At 38.5% G+C, this 18247-nt stretch carries 17 protein-coding genes; 5 read left to right on the top strand and 12 right to left on the bottom strand.

Annotated elements, in window-relative coordinates; genetic code table 11:
- Positions 1-52: 52 nt before the first annotated feature.
- A complete protein-coding gene (locus CWB78_RS05635; protein WP_075170202.1) occupies positions 53-946 on the bottom strand; it encodes a response regulator in 894 nt (297 codons plus the stop codon).
- Positions 947-1044: 98 nt separating this feature from the next.
- Here CWB78_RS05635 and CWB78_RS05630 point away from each other — a divergent pair, with 98 nt between their 5' ends.
- Complete coding sequence (locus CWB78_RS05630; RefSeq protein WP_010388888.1) at positions 1045-1845, top strand: hypothetical protein; 801 nt, start codon at positions 1045-1047, stop codon at positions 1843-1845.
- A gap of 562 nt (positions 1846-2407) precedes the next feature.
- Here the strand turns inward: CWB78_RS05630 and CWB78_RS05625 are convergent.
- From CWB78_RS05625 to CWB78_RS05615, 3 genes are all read right to left on the bottom strand, one after another.
- Positions 2408-2944, bottom strand: a complete 537-nt coding sequence (locus CWB78_RS05625; protein ID WP_138594578.1) for a DUF7010 family protein — start codon at positions 2942-2944, stop codon at positions 2408-2410.
- 113 nt (positions 2945-3057) lie between these two features.
- Entirely contained in the window at positions 3058-3465 is a 408-nt protein-coding gene (locus tag CWB78_RS05620; protein WP_138594576.1) for an OsmC family protein, read from the bottom strand.
- Positions 3466-3598: 133 nt separating this feature from the next.
- Positions 3599-4132 (bottom strand): hypothetical protein, encoded by a 534-nt coding sequence (locus CWB78_RS05615; RefSeq protein ID WP_138594574.1) that lies wholly within the window; start codon positions 4130-4132, stop codon positions 3599-3601.
- 314 nt (positions 4133-4446) lie between these two features.
- Between CWB78_RS05615 and CWB78_RS05610 the strand changes: the two genes are divergently transcribed.
- A complete protein-coding gene (locus CWB78_RS05610; RefSeq protein WP_138594572.1) occupies positions 4447-5718 on the top strand; it encodes an O-acetylhomoserine aminocarboxypropyltransferase/cysteine synthase family protein in 1272 nt (423 codons plus the stop codon).
- Positions 5719-5786: 68 nt separating this feature from the next.
- Positions 5787-6446 (top strand): NADPH-dependent FMN reductase, encoded by a 660-nt coding sequence (locus tag CWB78_RS05605; protein ID WP_138594570.1) that lies wholly within the window; start codon positions 5787-5789, stop codon positions 6444-6446.
- Positions 6447-6462: 16 nt separating this feature from the next.
- On the opposite strand, the gene CWB78_RS05600 is transcribed toward CWB78_RS05605, so the two are convergent.
- The 7 genes from CWB78_RS05600 to CWB78_RS05570 all read right to left on the bottom strand — a co-directional run bounded on the left by CWB78_RS05600 (position 6463) and on the right by CWB78_RS05570 (position 15323).
- Positions 6463-6651: a DUF1289 domain-containing protein gene (locus CWB78_RS05600; RefSeq protein WP_138594568.1), complete on the bottom strand. Its 189-nt coding sequence runs from the start codon at positions 6649-6651 to the stop codon at positions 6463-6465.
- A gap of 14 nt (positions 6652-6665) precedes the next feature.
- Entirely contained in the window at positions 6666-7181 is a 516-nt protein-coding gene (locus CWB78_RS05595) for a hypothetical protein (protein ID WP_138594566.1), read from the bottom strand.
- A gap of 158 nt (positions 7182-7339) precedes the next feature.
- Positions 7340-7954 carry a bifunctional phosphoribosyl-AMP cyclohydrolase/phosphoribosyl-ATP diphosphatase HisIE gene (hisIE, locus tag CWB78_RS05590; protein WP_055012038.1) on the bottom strand — a complete coding sequence of 205 codons (615 nt, stop codon included), beginning with the start codon at positions 7952-7954 and terminating at the stop codon, positions 7340-7342.
- Positions 7945-8724 carry an imidazole glycerol phosphate synthase subunit HisF gene (gene hisF, locus CWB78_RS05585; protein WP_109874959.1) on the bottom strand — a complete coding sequence of 260 codons (780 nt, stop codon included), beginning with the start codon at positions 8722-8724 and terminating at the stop codon, positions 7945-7947. Before hisF ends, hisIE begins: the two co-directional genes overlap by 10 nt.
- A 303-nt stretch (positions 8725-9027) precedes the next feature.
- Positions 9028-10998, bottom strand: coding sequence for a diguanylate cyclase domain-containing protein (locus CWB78_RS05580; protein WP_138594564.1), 1971 nt, complete (start codon positions 10996-10998; stop codon positions 9028-9030).
- A gap of 196 nt (positions 10999-11194) precedes the next feature.
- Complete coding sequence (locus tag CWB78_RS05575; protein ID WP_138594562.1) at positions 11195-14242, bottom strand: efflux RND transporter permease subunit; 3048 nt, start codon at positions 14240-14242, stop codon at positions 11195-11197.
- A gap of 10 nt (positions 14243-14252) precedes the next feature.
- Positions 14253-15323 (bottom strand): efflux RND transporter periplasmic adaptor subunit, encoded by a 1071-nt coding sequence (locus CWB78_RS05570; protein ID WP_138594560.1) that lies wholly within the window; start codon positions 15321-15323, stop codon positions 14253-14255.
- A gap of 556 nt (positions 15324-15879) precedes the next feature.
- On the opposite strand from CWB78_RS05570, the gene CWB78_RS05565 reads away from it, so the two are divergent.
- Together CWB78_RS05565 and CWB78_RS05560 are read left to right on the top strand one after the other, a co-directional pair.
- Positions 15880-16887: a catalase family peroxidase gene (locus CWB78_RS05565; protein WP_138594558.1), complete on the top strand. Its 1008-nt coding sequence runs from the start codon at positions 15880-15882 to the stop codon at positions 16885-16887.
- Positions 16888-16903: 16 nt separating this feature from the next.
- Complete coding sequence (locus CWB78_RS05560; RefSeq protein ID WP_138594556.1) at positions 16904-17443, top strand: cytochrome b; 540 nt, start codon at positions 16904-16906, stop codon at positions 17441-17443.
- Between the two features lie 66 nt (positions 17444-17509).
- Here CWB78_RS05560 and CWB78_RS05555 read toward each other — a convergent pair whose 3' ends face one another.
- Positions 17510-18235 (bottom strand): 1-(5-phosphoribosyl)-5-[(5-phosphoribosylamino)methylideneamino] imidazole-4-carboxamide isomerase, encoded by a 726-nt coding sequence (locus CWB78_RS05555; protein WP_138594554.1) that lies wholly within the window; start codon positions 18233-18235, stop codon positions 17510-17512.
- Positions 18236-18247 lie beyond the last annotated feature (12 nt).

Here is an 18247-nt window from a genome sequence, read left to right as displayed (position 1 = left end):
GTTTTTAAATTTAAACTTCTTTGATAAAGGTAAATACGTTACGTTTAATTTATTAAATGCCAACCAACATTATTTTACCTTGTGCCATCCCCTCAAGCTGGCAGCTAAAATCAATGCGCTTTTCAGCAGGTGTTTTATACAGCAAAGTGAGCTTACGAAAAGGCGTGGTAATCACTTTGACCGTTTTGATTTGTAAACTAACGCGTGTTCGTTTGTCTAAAAAGGCAAAAGCCGTTTCCGTTAACGCTTTTTTACATGCGCTTAATGCTGTATTCGTTACAACGCCCGATAATATAGAGTTACTAATATCTTCAGCCGACAAGCTGCTATAGCCACTTGCCATTACGCACGCGGCATAAATATCAAGTATGGCAATGGCACGTACTTTTTGACTTTTTGGATCCTCATAAACAGCCATGACACAGGGGACTTTAGACTCATCGAATACCTGCGGTTGAATTGTGTTTACGATTAAAGACTGACTTATATGTTTATGAAACAAACGTTCTAATTGCGATAGTTTTGGTAACGCTAAATCATCATTTAATTCAATTTCATCAGGAATGACTTCGTTATTTTCTACAAGTTGAACCAGAGGTAATAACTTATCGTGAAGTTGTTCATCGGTAAAAGGTTTTGACAGTACAAAAGATGCGCCAAAGCTAATAGCTTCTTCAATTTGAGACTTTTCATCAACCGTGGTTAGCATTGCTACTATTATATTAAGTTGCCTTTGCTTTATTGCACGTAATAGCGTAACTCCACACATATCAGGCATATGCCAGTCTGTAAGCACAATATCGGGGTGCCAACTACCAATAAGCGTTAACGCAGATTTAGCATTGTTGGCTTTTTCTATTAATAACTTCCGATAGCCAAACTTTTCCAACCCTCGGCGTACTATTTCAAGTGTTGCATGGCTATCATCCACGATAAGTATTTTCACACAGGTAACTTTTTTTTTAATGTTGTTGTTATTATGGCAGATTTTTTTCACAGCGCTAAACTCTAGTAAATAAACACTTAATTTAAGATAACTAAATAATGCCATATGCCGTATTTCCGCCAGAGGTTTATCATTATATTGCTATAAATTTTGGGCTACTTATTTTAGCCGCGTGGTTTTATATTCTTTTACTGATACTCAGAGAGTTTAGGGCATTTGCACTTAGCATGGTTAAAAGTAACGGCACAATGGATGATGCGACGTTAGCTATGTGCAGAGAGTCTGTTGAAAACGCTATGAGCTATGTTAACGATAATCGAAAAACTATCGCTGAGTTAATCAGTGTACAAATGCTATTACAACAGCAATTGACTGAGGTTACTTCATCAACCAAAGATCATGTTACCGAAAAAGAACAACAGCTAATTGATGATCTCAATAAAAAATTAAAACGCTCGCATAAGCTCATTCGCAAACTTAAAGGGGATTTGGATAAAAGTGTTGAAAAATTAAAAGTTACCCGTCAAAAACTCTATGCACAATATGATGCAGTGACTGTGCTTCAAGAAGAAAAAGACCAGTTACAAGCAGATTACGAAGCGCTTAAAACCGCAAGCGAAAATAGTGATAAAACATCAAACGCAGATGCATCCTCAACGCCCGATCAAACAAGATTACTTAACACTTTAAACGAATATAAAAGGCAAATTGCAGAGCAAGACCAACTGCTACAGCAATTGCAGTTACAAACTGACGGGCCAGAAAGTAGTGAGGAGCTAGACACATTAAAGCAAGAGCTAGAAAAAACCCAGTACGCACTTAAACACCTTACAAAAGAGAAAAAATTCATTGAAGGACGCTATTTAGAAATGATGAAAAATAGCCAAAAACCAAGCTAACTAACGACTTTTTTTAGTCTGAGCGAGTAAACGTTATTACTGTGTTTTCTGCTTATTCAATTCTCTTTGCTAAGTAAGGTCTTTTAGTGATTTATGCACAAAGAGGGCGAAAAGACGCTGCGCTTTTAGAGGAAGATATAAAACAAGGCTGTTTTAGCTCGTCACAATCATATAGTGCCACGTTATCTTGGCTGAATATGTAAGGTTACAATTTGTACATTTAAAGTAAAATGGGAGTGCAGATAAAGAAAAGCTAAAAACATCTTTTTAATGTTCACAGCGAGTGCACTGAATCATAAATTTCCTTGTGTTTTTTCCGTTTGAAGTTCTTGTTAGTTTTTATTATTTACAATACTTTTTGGCTTTAAAAAAACCTGTAATACAAATTACTATATAAAAAGCATACAACCCTATCTTTTCAGCCCACGTAGCTTGTGGAAGTGAGCCATAAAAACGAAGGTAATCATTAACAACTAACAACCGCCTAACACGCAATGTGTTGGCGTGGATTTTTGTTTGCCAAAACTATGACAACTTTACATTGTCGTAGTTTAGGTGTTTGTTATGTTCTTATCATATTCCTGGTTAACATTTGATAGATACTTATTAAATAAGTTAAAACGATAACGCAAGAGATAGCTAAAATACTACTGTTAGGGAATAAATACCAAGCGGCTACAATTAAAATACTTCTTAACACAGCATGAATTAAGCCAACAGGATGTTTAACGATCCAAGAATATACTACCCAATGAAGTCCTAAGCCAACGCCTAAACTCAAAGGAACAAATTCAGGTGCATTTAAAAGTAACGGTATATGGACAGCCCAAAGAAGATTAACCATCACTATGCATAGGCCCATTAGTTTTGCTAAAGGGTTGGATGAGGAAACTAAGTTCTCTTTTCTAAATTTAGCAATTACTAAAGCTATAGGAAAAATACCACCTGTTGCAAAAAGTAGAATATATATAGAAATATTTGCGCTAAATTGTGTACTTAGAAATCCAACTAAACCCCAAATTATGGTTCCAGCAACCGGCATTGAAATAGATCTGTTTGAAGATTGTTCAAATTCTATTCTGTATTCATCTAATGTCAAAATACTCTCTCCTTGCTTGAGTAATGCTCCGACTAATTGAAGCAAATAATGCCTCCATGAACCGCGCGAGCTTGCTAGTGTGAGCGACCGTAGGGAGCATATTTAATGCCTAGTTAAGTGCAATTTTTTCCAACTTCTGCTGAATAAGTGATATCGATCGTAGGACTCAACATAAGACAAACATGACAATGCTTTCCTACAGCTTCTTGAGCTGCTCGCAAAATGTCAGACTCCTGAAAACCGACGCCACTTACTATAAAGTGCAAGTTTGCCGATTTATATAAACGAGGCTCTGATTCCGTTAAGGCGAAAGTAACCGTATTTTCTAAACCCTTAACTTCAAAACCTTGCTCTTGCAGAAGCAAGACGACATCCGTCGCACTGCATGAACCTAAAGCTGACAATAGAACTTCCGTTGGACAAGGAGCTTTCTCACTTGTAGCGTCAACATTAAACGTAAAGCCACCTTCTGTTAACACTTTAAAACGACAATCTTCATCCCACTTTATATTAATACTCATACTTCCCTACTTTTTGATGTCACTACTGCTGATTGCACTTACGCCTCATTTAGAGGCTAAAAATAGTTGGTTAAAATAAGCGACGAAGGAGCAAAAACCAACTGTTTTTTGTCCTTTTAAATGACTTGTTAGATTACTCAAGCATCAAGCGTGGCTTTTGCTCGTCTTCTACTTCTTTCTTAAGTTTATTTATAGTTCTCTTAACTATTTGTATAGAGCGTGATGCACCTATCAACTCGAACCTTAGTTCATTAATTTCACTGGCATTTTTGTCGCGAATACCATCAAACTTTTCAGCTAAAGAGAGTAATTTGTTTTCTAGCCTTGATACTTCATTTTCTTGGGATTCAATATAATTTAAAAACTTTTTCTGTTGTCGTCCATGAGAAGTGACAACAGATTTTAGGCGCCTGATATCTTTCTTTGCAATCTCAAGATCACATTCTTTTTTATCCACCTCATCTTTCAAAGGCATTAACTTGGCAAGTTCTTTTTCAATAGAGTCATAATCTGTCTCTAGCTTCTCTATCGTTGCATCTCTAATATCATTAGCTGTTTTTGCTTTTGATTCTGAACTCTTAATCATTATATTAGTTATAAAAGTCGCTAAGCCGAGTGTAAAAGCATTTGAACCTATAACTGTTGCTATCCATTCTCCAGTTGTCACGGGATTCTCCTAGTAATCTAACAACTTAATAGTGCGCTCATCGCACATATTCAAACCAGCGCTGCGCTCATTTTCTTTTACATATAGTTTTAACAAATTACCTAACATATTACTATCACTAAGTTTTTATTGTGTTTAATAAATACTTAGAGGAGTAATATGCGCGCTTGGCTCATTTTCTTGAATATATGAGCGAACGGTAGAATTAGATACAGCATCCAATCAAATTACTTCAACATTCTTTAGTATATTTCATGTGCATTTTGTAACCATTAAATGCTACGTTAGATGTAACTATATTGAAGGAATAAATTATGAAACTTGAGTCTTTAGCGTTGCACCATGGTTATGAATCTGAAGCCACAACTAAGTCAGCGGCGGTGCCAATTTATAACACCTCTTCGTACACCTTTGATAATACCCAGCATGGTGCTGATTTATTTGATTTAAAAGTGCCGGGTAATATTTATACCCGCATAATGAACCCGACCAATGCGGTACTTGAGCAGCGTATTGCGGCGATGGAAGGCGGCATTGGTGCACTGGCTGTGGCCTCGGGTATGGCGGCGATTACCTATGCGATTCAATGTTTATGTGAAGTGGGTACTAATATTGTAAGCACCAGCCAAGTGTATGGTGGCACTTATAACTTATTTGCCCACAGCTTGCCGCGCCAAGGTATAGAGGCGCGAATGATTAAAGCCGATGATTTTGACGGTTTTGAAAACGCGATTGATGAAAACACGCGTGCGGTTTTTTGCGAATCAATTGGTAACCCTGCTGGGAATATTGTTGATATTGCTCGCCTTGCGAAAATTGCCCACACTAAAGGGGTGCCTTTAATTGTAGATAACACCGTGGCTACGCCGTATCTGTGTCGTCCATTTGAGTTAGGTGCCGATATTGTGGTGCACTCGCTCACTAAATACATTAACGGTCATGGAACCGCGATTGGCGGCATGATTGTTGATTCGGGCAAGTTTGACTGGAAAGCCAATGCATCCCGTTTTGCGATGATGAATGAGCCTGATCCGTCGTACCATAATGTAGTGTATACCGATGCGTTTGCTGAGGCGGCGTTTATTGGCCGTTGCCGTGTTGTCCCACTTAGAAATACCGGTGCGGCGCTTGCACCTAAAAACGCATCAGACATTTTAATTGGCCTTGAAACGTTAGGGCTAAGAATGGATCGTCACTGCGAAAACGCGCAAAAAATTGCTGAATATTTAGAGAGCCATCCTAAGGTGCTTTGGGTTAATTACGCGGGATTAAAATCAAGCCCGTATAACGAAATAAGCCAAAAAATTACCAATGGTAAAGCGTCAGGTATTTTAAGTTTTGGTATTGCCGGTGGCTTAGAGGCTGGTACGCGGTTTATTGATTCCCTAAACATGATTTTACGCTTGGTAAATATTGGCGATGCTAAATCGCTGGCTTGCCACCCAGCATCTACCACGCACCGCCAATTAAATGATGAAGAGCTCGCCAATGCTGGCGTTAGCCGCGATTTAATTCGGTTATCGGTGGGTATTGAAAACATTGACGACATTATTGCCGATGTAAGCCAAGCACTCGATAAAGCTTAAACCGTACAGTAAATACCTCAAACTTTTTTGAGGTATTTATTTTTGCAATTAAAAAGGAGTGCCGATACATGAAATTTTTAATTTTTCTCGGTTCGGTTAGAAAAAGTACCCCACCTAAGCCTGCGCGTTTAGGGGAAAGGGTAGCGAAAGCATGTGAGCGTTGTTTGGTTGAGCATTACTCTGAGCATGAAATAGAGCTTATTGATCCGCTCGATTATGATTTAGACCCTGTGTTTAAACCGCACTTTGCTTATTCGCAGGCTGAGGTACCTAAACAGCTTGATGACTTAGCTGCAAAAATTAAAGCCAGCGATGGCTTTGTTATGGTAAGCCCTGAATATAATCATTCTTTGAGTCCGGCACTCGCTAATTTGCTAAACCATTTTGGAAGTTCTCTATTTGGCTATAAACCCAGCGCGATTGTGACCTATTCTGCAGGGCAATGGGGCGGTGTACGCGCTGCTGTTGGCATGCGCAGCTTTTTAAGTGAACTAGGTTGTTTACCGGTATCAGCTATGATCCATGTACCAAAAGCGCAAGATGTGTTTATCGAAAGTGGTGAAGCAAACAATAGGGCAGAGCAAACATCGTGGGATAGCTATTTTTCGCGCACCTTTAATCAATTAATGTGGTGGGCAGAAGGCGCCAGCAAACAACGTGAAGCGTTAGATCCTAAGCAATTAAGCAAAGATTTTAAACGTGACCCATCACAGCGTAATGCGCCTTAACGGTTAAAAATTTAAGCTAGTCTTTTTTGGCATCTTCACGAGGGGAGGCCAATATTGCTTGCTTTTGTTCGGCAGTTAAAATAATCCAGTCGAATATTTCTTCGCTGGTGCGACCGCACCCAGTACAGTAGCCATTCATTCTATAACATTCACCGATACAGTCTGTTTTTAAATGAGTGGATTGTTTACTGGGTGTTTGGCGCATACATTCTCTCGTTATTATTTCGTGGCGACGGGCTTTCCTACTTCTAAAGAGGTCGACCAAGTTTTAATTTTTGATAACGTTTTGCTGGTATAAACAGAAATAACCGGCGACTTATCATCAAGTACAAAGGTGGTACGCAGCGACGTTTCTGACTCTTTTTGTGTTTCTAACCAGTTGTTTGTTTTAGTTAAACATTGTCGAGTGAGTTCAACTGCTTGTTGATGCATAGCTACCGCTTGCTGTTGATCTTTGTAGCTTTCTTGGCATTGATAGGTCACAGTTTGATTGTTAAAACTAGTCACTTGGCAGTTATCGCCAAAAACGTTGTACTTTGCAGTCCACACATCTAAATATGAGTTTTGTACTTTTGTGTCTTTTAACGCATCAAAGCGATTATCGAATTCGGTTATTAAGCCATCCATTTTTTCACATGGCGTTAAGTTGTCTAATTTGGCTTTTTGCTCGCTGGTTAAACTGCTACAGCCAGACAAAATAAGACCAGTGAGTATAAGCGATATATAAGTTTTCATAGTGCGCTATCCTTTTGTAATAGCTATTCCTTGAATATTAGCTAAAGGATACCTAAGGGAGAGAATAAATGCTATTGAGAAGGCTGAATTAAAAAGAAAAATTATGGCTTATTATAACGATGTGCGCCACATAATGGCGCACACAGTAATCGTTGTATTTACTTATGACGACCTTGTAGGCAAGCAACTACATCAGTGAGTTCTAACCCTTGGCGTTGTAATAGTACAACAAGGTGATACAACAAATCGGCCGATTCGTTGGTAAGTTCATTGTTGTCGTGTTTCATTGCCGCAAGTGCCACTTCTACACCTTCTTCACCTACTTTTTGACAGCTACGGCTTAAGTCTTCTGCGAACAGTGAGGCGGTGTAGCTTTTAGCTGGATCATCATTTTTACGTGCAACAATGACATCTTCAAGTTGCGCTAAAAAGCTCAAGCTTGGTTTTGCATCATCACCAAAACAGCTTTGCGTGCCTAAATGACAGGTTGGGCCTTCTGGGTTTGCAAGTACGAGTATAGAGTCGTAATCGCAATCGGTATGCACCGATACCACGTTTAAAAAGTTTTCTGATGATTCGCCTTTGGTCCATAAACGCGATTTAGAGCGCGAATAAAAAGTCACTTTATTACTTTCAAGTGTTACTTTAAGCGCTTCGCTGTTCATAAAGCCTTGCATTAAAATCACGCCAGAGCGGGCATCTTGAACAATGGCAGGGATCATTTCGCTTTTAGCGAAATCAACTTGAGTTTGGTTTTCTAAGGTTACTTGCATAGTCTTGCTGCCACTTGGTTATCGATTAAAAATTGTTTTAGTTCACCGATGTTTATCACGTTTTTGTGAAAAACACTGGCTGCGAGCGCACCATCTACTTGGCTTTGTTGAAATACATCAACAAAATCTTGCATGCTGCCTGCACCGCCTGAGGCGATTAAAGGAATATCACACAGCTGGCGTATTTTGCTTAGTTGCTCGTTGTCGTAACCGTTGCGAACACCATCTTGGTTCATACAATTTAAAACGATTTCGCCAGCACCTAAGTCTTGTACGCGTTTAACCCATTCTTCGGTTTTATATCGGGTGCGGCTTGACGCATTAGGATCGCCAGTAAGCTGATAAACTAGATATTCACCGGTTGTTTCATCATAAAAGCTGTCAATGCCAACAACTACACACTGCTTGCCAAACTCATCATGTAATTCTTTAATTAGCTCTGGACGCGCAATTGCAGGGCTATTAATACTGATTTTGTCAGCGCCACGTTCAAGCACACGAGCTGCATCGGCTACCGATTTAATACCACCGGCTACACAAAATGGAATATCGATATGGCGGGCAATGTTTTCAACCCAATTAACATCGAGTAAGCGTTTTTCAACACTTGCACTGATCTCGTAAAACACCAGTTCATCAGCACCGGCTTCGCTGTAGGCTTTAGCTAGGGTAAGTACATCGCCAACCACTTCGTGGCCTTTAAATTTAACCCCTTTAACGACCTGTCCATCTTTTACATCTAAACAAGGAATTATGCGTTTTGATAACATGAGAATGCCTCGTTTTTAAAATTTTGATTTGAAATAAAGCTGTTTTTACATTTATTGTTTGTATGACTAAATAGAAGACACATAGACTGCACTTGATATGTTATTTATTTGATAAATTTGAATAGTTAATTTAATGAATGAATCTTAATGCATTACTATGCAATGAATTCTTAACCCCACTATATAATAAAACTCCAACTATGTTAATCGCTAAAGCTAGAACTTAAAGTGATAATTAATGCCTTAAAAAAGTATTCGCTTCAAAGCTTATTTTAAATTTATAAAATACTAAATTTAAAATGTTTATTTGGAAAAGCGATAACAGTTTCTGCCGGAGTTTTTAGCTTCATAAAGTGCTTGGTCTGCCTGTGTTTTAAGCTTAATGCTGGTTTGAGTTTCTGACGCGCTGGTTGCAATACCAATGCTTATACCTAAGCTGCATTGCTGATCAAAAATAGTAAAGGGGGTGTTAATACTTGTGATAATTCGCTCTGCAATATCCGCGATTGCTTTTTTATCGTTTAACTGAGGAAGAATTGCTGCAAATTCATCTCCCCCAATGCGCGCAATAATGTCTTGTTGTCGTAAACAACTTTTGATGCGAATCGCCACCTCTTTAAGAACTTCATCACCTGCACCATGGCCTAATTCATCATTGATGGGTTTAAAGTAATCTAAATCAAGGTACATAAGTACCAAAGGGCAGGAAAGCTGCGTTGCTTTTATGATTTCTAAATCAAGCTGCTCCAAAAAAATACGGCGGTTATAAAGCCCTGTTAAACTGTCAAAATAAGCATAGTTTTCTACTTTGGCTTGATATTTTCTTCTTTTAATTGTGTGGATGGCAAAAGTATAAATAACAAATATCATTAACGTCATAATACCAAGATAAAGAGCGATAATAAGTTTCTTTAAGCTACTAAACTCACTCTCTATTTTAGCCAGCGGGACTTTATTTATTAATGTCCATTCGGGTCTGTTTATTAGGCTATTAGCGATATTATTTGGGAGCAACATGTCGTTTAATAAGGTTAAGTGCTCATAAATGTAAACATTGTTTTCATTTTCAATAATTCCATTCGCTTGGGTTTGCATGCTTTGCCATATGTGTGGCTGCTGATCTTTAAAACGATGTTGCGGTCTGTTAGCAAACATAAATGACCATTGCTTATTGGTATCTCCAAATAACCAATAGCTGTCTTTATTAAGCAGCATAATATTGCCTGATGAATTTTTTGAGATATTGTCTAATTGGCTAAGTAAGTGAGCTCCTTCAAGGTTGACGATAAGTAACCCTATTTTAGTCCCTTTGGGTCCCATTAGCACAGAAGCTAAACGTATCATTGGTTTAAAAGGGCGTTCTATCTCACCGTTTTCAAAATTTAAATCTAATGGGGAAATAAAAATAGCTGACGGGTTCATTTTTATAGCCTGTTTAAAATAGTAACGATGGCTTTTGTCTTGTAGCTGCTCTGCTGAGACTATAGCAACATTGTGCTTGTCTCTATGCACCCTTAATAGTTCCTTACCTGTTAGATCAAGAATTCGAATTTGTGTATAAAAGTTTTTAATAGAAATAAAGTTAGCATAGTCTTGCTCTAGCTGAGCTCTATTGACCGAACTTAAAATGTTATGATCTTTAAAATGATGATTGTTTCTTAGAATCAGTAAGTCACGAGAGGCATGATTAAGTTGTTGTAAAAAAGCTTTTTTTGCTTGTTTTAATTCATTTTTTTCATGTTGTATAACATTATTAATACGTGTTTGTAGTTGGCTTTGGTAAAACATATATAAGGCGATATATAACAATACCGCAGAGCAAAAGTAGGCCAATGAACTAGTCAGTTTTGTCGTGTTTTTTTGTGTGTTATGTGATTGATTTAATGAAAAAGCATATTTAATTACAAATAAATAAATAAGCGAGACACTTAAGCTACTTAAAATTAAGCCGTCAATGAGCATGATTTGCCATTGTTTTAACATGAGAGCATCAAAATTAAAGGCAAACATTATGATTGCTTCAACAGTGAACACAATCATAGCTATTTTTATAATAAGGAACTCAGTTCTGAGCTTTTGGTGAGTTACAAAGTCATTATCGCGAAATAAGTAAAGGGTAGTGACAATCGCTACTAACGCGATAAGGCTGGAATCTAATATTACTGAAAGCCAAACACCGGTAAACTGGGTAACAAATGCGGCTAAAAAAAGCATAATAACAGCTTCACTAAACGCTAAAGATAAAAAGAGGATCAGTAAGCGTTTTATTGGCATGAAAGTATCCGTGGAGTAAGTGTTATTATTGAATTTCAAAACGAAAACATTTTGTAACTGTATAATAATTATAAAGGATGAGAATTACTATAAAGTTTATTAAATTAACTGTAGTTTTGACTAAAGTATAATAAGGATCCGGTCAAAGCAGAACATTGTTTAACCGAATCCTACAATTTAGAGCTTAATTACTCGCTTACTGATTTTGTTTAACATTCATAAAAATAGCATATAGCACGGGTATCACGATTAAAGTCAGCAGGGTAGCAAACAGTAATCCAAATACTAAAACCACAGACATTGATTGGAAAAATGCATCAAAATACAGTGGAATAACCCCTAACACCGTGGTCAGTGTGCCCATCATTACCGGTCTTACCCGACTATTTGCCGAATCGATAATGGCATTATATGCAGCTTTACCTTGGCGAATTTCCATGTCCATTTGATCTACTAATACAATGGCATTTTTAATTAACAAACCAGAGAGCGATAGCAATCCTAATATGCCCATAAACTCTAGTGGAATTTGTGTGGTTACCAGTCCAAAAACAACACCAATTAAGGCTAATGGCACGACAAGCCAAATAATAATTGGTTGTTTTAAAGCGTTAAATAACACAATAACAATCAGCACCATAGCTAAAAAGCCCAGCGGAATAGTTGAGGCCAGCATTTCGTTAGATTCTTTCGATTGTCCGTATTCGCCATCCCATTCAAGTCGATACCCTTGAGGTAGGTCAATGGCTTCTATTTTAGGCCTTACCCGATTAAATAACTCTGAGGCTAGTTCACCTGGTAGTGGATCGGCTTGGGCTTTTATAGTCCATTCGCGGTCTTCACGCTTTAAAATACCATCGCGCCAGACGGTTTTAAAACCATTGGTTACTTGCGCAAGGGGCAGTGTTTCACCAGTGATATTGCTTTGTACTTGAATATTTCCAATATCGTTTATGTCGACACGTTCAGCTTGTGGTGCTCTAACAATAATAGGAATGAGCTCTTCACCTTCACGATACTGCCCAACGATTTGCCCCGAAAAATTTTGCTGTAAGGCTTCAGCAACTGCCTTACGCGTTACACCAGCGCGCTGTGCATTAATGGCAGAATACTGTGGCTCAATAACACTAATGCGTTGTCGCCATGTATCTTTAATTGATAGAGCGCCGCCATCATCAATTAATATTCCTTTTGCTTGTGCAGCTAGCTCTCTTAATACATCTGGGTCTGGGCCTTTAAATGTGGCTTCTATTTTAGAGCCCCCACCAGGGCCCATCACAAAGCGCCATGCTTTGCCTTGAGCATCGACAAAGTTATCGTCAATGTAATTTTGTACGGTAGGTAAAAGTTGATCTAGCTTTTTGTAGTCATCGACTTTAGCTAAAATTTGCCCATAAGAACTATTTGGTGACTCACTACCATAAATAAGCATGTAGCGAAGACCGCCGCCACCAATAAGCGTTTGTATACCTTCAACGCCATTTTGTTGCTTTACAAATTCCTCTAACTTCAGCATATCTTTTTTGGTTTTTTCAATATCGGTACCTTGTGGTAGCCAAAAATCAACCACCATTTGCGGTGTAGTAGAAGCTGGGAAAAAACCTGATTTTACAAATTGAAATCCCCACATAGACACACAGAAAGTGGCAACCACAATGGCAATACTAAGCCAGCGGTGATGCAATGCCGAAACCACAACAGACTGATATAACGCCATGAGTTTATTTGGTTTTGCTGAGCCTGAGGTGTCGCTATCTTGCTCTTTAAACAAGCAATAACAAAATAAGGGGGTTAGGGTAATGGCAAATAACCAGCTGTATAATAGAGAAATTAAAATAACCCAGAATAAATGGCCGGTAAATTCAGCGGTATCACCTGGGGCAAGACCAATAGGCGCAAAGGCAACAATGCCTACCAAGGTACCACCCAGTAGTGGCCATTTAGTTTGCTTGACGACTTCGCTAGCAATTTCTAACTTTTTACGGCCTTTTTGTGTACCAACTAAAATCCCTTCGGTCACAACTATGGCGTTATCAACCATCATTCCTAACGCGATAATCAGCGCTCCAAGAGAAATTCGATGCATGGGTATACCGCTCAAATCCATGGTCGCAAGGGTCGCAAAAATGGTTAGCAGTAATACGGCGCCAATAATAATTCCTGAGCGCAAACCCATAAATAGCAGCAGGGTAACCATTACGATCACCAGTGCGACTAAAACATTCACTACAAAGTTGTCGACTGAATCTTGGACTACTTTACCTTGGTGGTAAAACTCATGCACTGTGATACCCAGCGGTCTGAGGTTTTCAGTTTGTTTTACTTTGTCATCAACGCGGTCAAATACTTTAACCACATTAGCACCCAATACACTAGCAACCCCAAGTGAAATTGCAGGTTTTGAGTTATAGCGGACTAACTTGGTTGCTGGGCTTTGAAAGCCACGGTATACATTGGCAATATCTTTAAGATAAATTGTTTTACCTTCACCGCTGGCACTAACCAATAGATTTTTAATGGTATCAACGGAGTTTATTTCTCCGGTAGGGTCGATAAAAATACGTTGATCGCCAATTTGAGTGTTACCAGCGCTCAATACAGCGTTTTGCTCATCTAAAATGCCGTAAATATTATTAATAGACACGCCTAAAGAGGCTAACTCTTCACGAGCTATTTCTACAAATATGCCTTCTTGCTGCACGCCTGTCATAGCAACTTTGGCTACGCCCTCTACTTGTAAAATGTCACTTTGCAAATCTTTAGCGTAGGCATGTAACTCGTCGGGTGAGTACCCTTCGGCGGTTATTAAATAGCTCAAGCCATACACATCACCAAAATCGTCATAAACTTGTGGCGTGCCAGTACCAGGCGGTAATGTTGGACGTGTGTCATTTATTTTGTTTCTGAGCTTAGTCCAAATAACTTGCAACTCAGATTTAGTCGGAGAAAACTCTGATTTAATCTCTACTTTAATTTCAGATAAACCTGTAGATGAGGTGGACGATATAGTATCAACTTCTTGTAGTTCTTGAATTGCACGTTCAAGCGGCTCAGTGACCTCTTTTGCAACTTCTAGTGGGCTTGCACCTGAGTACGAGACAAACACTTGCGCGGTGCGAATTATAAATTCGGGGTCTTCAAACCGCGCCATATTTTTATAGGATGAAAAACCAAACCCTAGCGTTAAAATAATGAGTATGGTGCTAATTAATTTATTATTGATTGTCCATTTTGCTAAATCCATTACCGCGCTCCTATGCTTTAGTCCAAGGACGTACTTTCATACCCTCAGTTACATAGTTTGCACCTGCACCAACAATTACATCGCCAGCACTTAAACCGTCAGTGACAATGAGTTGTTCTCCAATACCATTTTCAATAGTAACGGGAGTTTTAGAAGCTTGCATAGTTTGATCGTCAACCGTCCATACAAAGTGTTCACCGTTTTGTTCAAAAATAGCAAAGGTTGGTACTAACAAACGATTAGTAGTTGAGCTGCTTTCACGGGTTATCTGCAGACTGGCGTTCATACCCGGCAATATATTAAGGTTATTAGGTACAGCAAATGCAAATCGTACTTCATAGGTTTGACTCGCAGAGTCGGCCTCTAAATTGGCACGTCTAAACGTTGCAGGAATGGGGGGAGTCGATACATCTTGTAAAATAACTGACGCTACATTGTTTTGCTTAGAGTCAACCGTGGCCACAATTGAAGCGGGAATATTTACCACCGCTTCCATTTCGCCTTTACCAAATAAAGTAACAACATGTTGACCCGCGCTTATGTTTTCAAGCTGCTTTACTGGCACCTCAGCAACAATGGCATCGTAAGGCGCTATAATTTTACTGTCAGATAGTGCTTTTTGCGCCGAGTCATATTGTGATTCAGCTACTTCTTTTTTAGATTTTAGTTGCTCTATATCTCGTTGCGAAATAACCCCATCTTTAGCGAGCTTTAAACCACGTTGGTAATCATTGTCGGCGGTTTCAAACTGAATTTTGCTCGACTTAACCTCATTAATAAAGTTTCGTTGTTCCAATACGGCTATTACATCGCCTTTTTTTACATTTTGTGCGGCAATAACGTTAAGCGTTTCTAGCTTTCCGCTAACTTGAAAAGCAAGCTTTGAGCTATTTATAGTGTCGATAGTGGCAGGGTAGGTGAGCGTTTTTGATTGCGACTCATCACCTATGGTTATTAGTTTAACCGCACGTGGTTCGTTTTGTTTTTGCGTGCTGACTTCACTTTCTGAGCAACCGGCTAATAAAAGTAGAAACATGATACTAATCAAATTAAATTGAGTAAAACAAGGTGTTTTGATCATCTGGTTTACCTTAAATAAAAAGTGCGTTGTTAATTGTTGGCATTTTTAAGCAATTAAAAATTATAAAATAGCCAATTGAGTTTGTTTTCAAATTTACCTTAAATGCAATGTATTAAGTGGTAACTACTGACTACATGAATGGAAGCAGCCGTTAGCTAATGAGCAATAAATAACATTTTAATTTCAACAGTTTATTATTACTTGTACGGTTTTGTATTAATTTGTTTGATTGTGTAGAAAGCACCAAAATTACAACTTAGTACTTGCTCATATAGGCCTAAGTATAATTAACAATCATTTTTTTAAAAGTGTAAGCCTGTAAACATAAGTTGTTTATAGATTTAAAACCATAAACTGTATTTTTTATTAATTAAATTGAAATATTAATTGCTTAGCAGCGGTCTTGTAAAAGTCATGTTGGTATCGCTTGATAAAAGCGCTTCAACGTAAGGCATCACTCAGTAATGGTTAGCCATTTATTTACAGACGTAATGTTAACTATGAATAACTCCTAACATAATCATTAAAAAATAATCACACGAGGTCTAATCCTACCATGAGTAAAAAAATCACCTTAATGGCAATAATCACTTTATTTGCTTTAACGATTTTATATTTTACCGGCGCATTTAATCGTGACGTAGTAACTGCACAGCGTTTTGTTAATTTACAGCAAGGCGATAATGCCCATGAGGGGTTTCGTCGTGCACATGCAAAAGGTATTTGTTTAGCTGGCTCTTTTGAGTCAACGGGTGAACTTGCTAAGTATTCGCAAGCTAAGGTATTTGATTTAGGGGCCACCCCTTTTGTAGGTCGCTTTTCTATCGCGGGTAATAATCCAACTGCACCTGATTTAAAAGCACCTGTGCGTAGTTTAGCGTTTTCTATAACTACCGATGATAACCAAGAGTGGCGTGTTGCAATGAACACGCCCCCGGTTATGGCGGTAGCTACGCCAGATGCGTTTTTTAAACAACTACAAGCACTTTCACCCGATCCGGTAACTAAAAAGCGTAGCCCAGAAAAAATTAAAGCGTTTTTTGCAGCGCACCCTGAAAGTGCCGCTTTTAATAACTGGAAGGCAAGCTATACACCAACCAATAGTTTTGCCACTGAGCAGTATCACAGCATTAATGCGTTTTATTTAGTGGATAAAAATGATGAAAAGCACGCAGTACGCTGGATAGCTAAACCGCAATTAAGTGATGAAAACATCCAACCTCTTAATAATGATTCACCAGATGCATTGCAGCTACAACTTGAAGACCAAGTAGCTCAAGCTCCGGTTAAGTTTGATATGCTGTTTAGCTTTGCAACCGAAGAAGATGATGAAAACAACCCAACTGTTTTATGGCCAAAATCGCGTAAAACCATAAATGCCGGTACGTTAGTAATAACAAAGCTGCAAGCACAAGAGGGTGGGGTATGTGAAAACATGAATTTTGATCCGTTGGTATTACCAACAGGTATTGAGCCAAGTGCCGATCCTATTTTACGTGCCCGTGGCGCGGCCTATGCAGAGTCATTTCGTCGTCGTGCTAAAGAAGTACTTTTAAATAATTAATCACAGGAACGAGTCAATGAACACAATTACTAAATACTCAGCGTCGAGTATGCTTATTCACTGGGCAATGGCATTAATTATACTTTCTATGTTATTTCTTGGTTTATCGATGGTACAAAGTTTAGCCGTATGGCAAGTAGAAGCTATACAACTACATAAATCGTTTGGCGTGTTAGCACTGATATTAGTTACGATAAGATTAATTAATAAAGTACTGTATAAAAGCCCCGCATTACCACGGGGTGTGCCTAAACCGCAAGCTTTAGCCGCACATTTAACCCAAGTGGGTTTATATGCGTCTATGATTTTAATGCCAATTTCAGGCTGGTTAATGCAAAGTGCTGATGAGCGTACAGTGAGCTTTTTTGGTTTATTTACTTTGCCTAATTTAGTCAGTAAAAATATTGAGGCCTATGCATTTTTTCGTGAAGCACATGGGCTAATTGCTTATGCGTTTTTATTGTTTATTTTTATGCATGTAAGCGCTGCACTTTATCATGGTTTAATAAAGCAAGATGGCGTATTGGGCTCTATGTTACCGGGTAAGCATAAATAAACTGATAGTTTTATACAAAAAAGGCACAGGTACGTTTGCACCTGTGCCTTTTTTAAATTTTAGTATTTAGCCTAATTTTAGCGCGTCTTCTACGCTAAAAGCGCCATCTAATAAAGACTTACCTAAAATTACGCCGCCCACACCAAGTTCATTGAGCTTTTTAATATCATCTAACGAGCTTACCCCACCTGAGGCTTGAACTTTAATATTTGCATTATGATTAATTAAATCTTTATAAAGCGCAAAAGAAGGGCCTGACATGGTGCCATCTTTACTGATGTCCGTGCATAAAAAGTCAATAACACCCAGAGCAACGTAAAAATCAACAAGCTCAAGTAAACCAAACTCAGATTCACTTAGCCAACCGTGAGTAGCAGGTGCCCATCCGTTCGCAGTTTTATTAACATCAAGGGCAATTACAAAGTGCTCAGGACCAAATTGTTCAATCCAGGCTTTTACTTGCTCACGCTTTTCAACCGCCATTGAGCCAATAACCACTTGGTTTGCACCTGCTTTTAGCCAATCGCTCACGTCTTGCTCTGAACGAATACCGCCACCTACTTGGTAAGGTACGTTAAGCGATTTTGTTGCTGCTTGAATATGTTGCCACTGTTTTTTACTTGGATCCCGTGCACCTTCTAAATCAACTAAATGTAATTTAGTGGCACCACTGTCGGCATACTCTTTTAAGCGAGCACCAAGCTCAAAGGGGTAAAACTGTGCAGTATCGTATTTACCTTGATACAAACGGACAATTTGATTTTGTAATACATCTAATGCTGGAATAATCACTGTATTTCTCTT

The sequence above is a fragment of the Pseudoalteromonas sp. S1612 genome, from assembly GCF_005887175.1.
In the GTDB taxonomy this organism is placed as follows: Bacteria; Pseudomonadota; Gammaproteobacteria; order Enterobacterales; family Alteromonadaceae; genus Pseudoalteromonas; species Pseudoalteromonas undina.
This window is presented reverse-complemented; position numbering and strand designations above follow the sequence as displayed.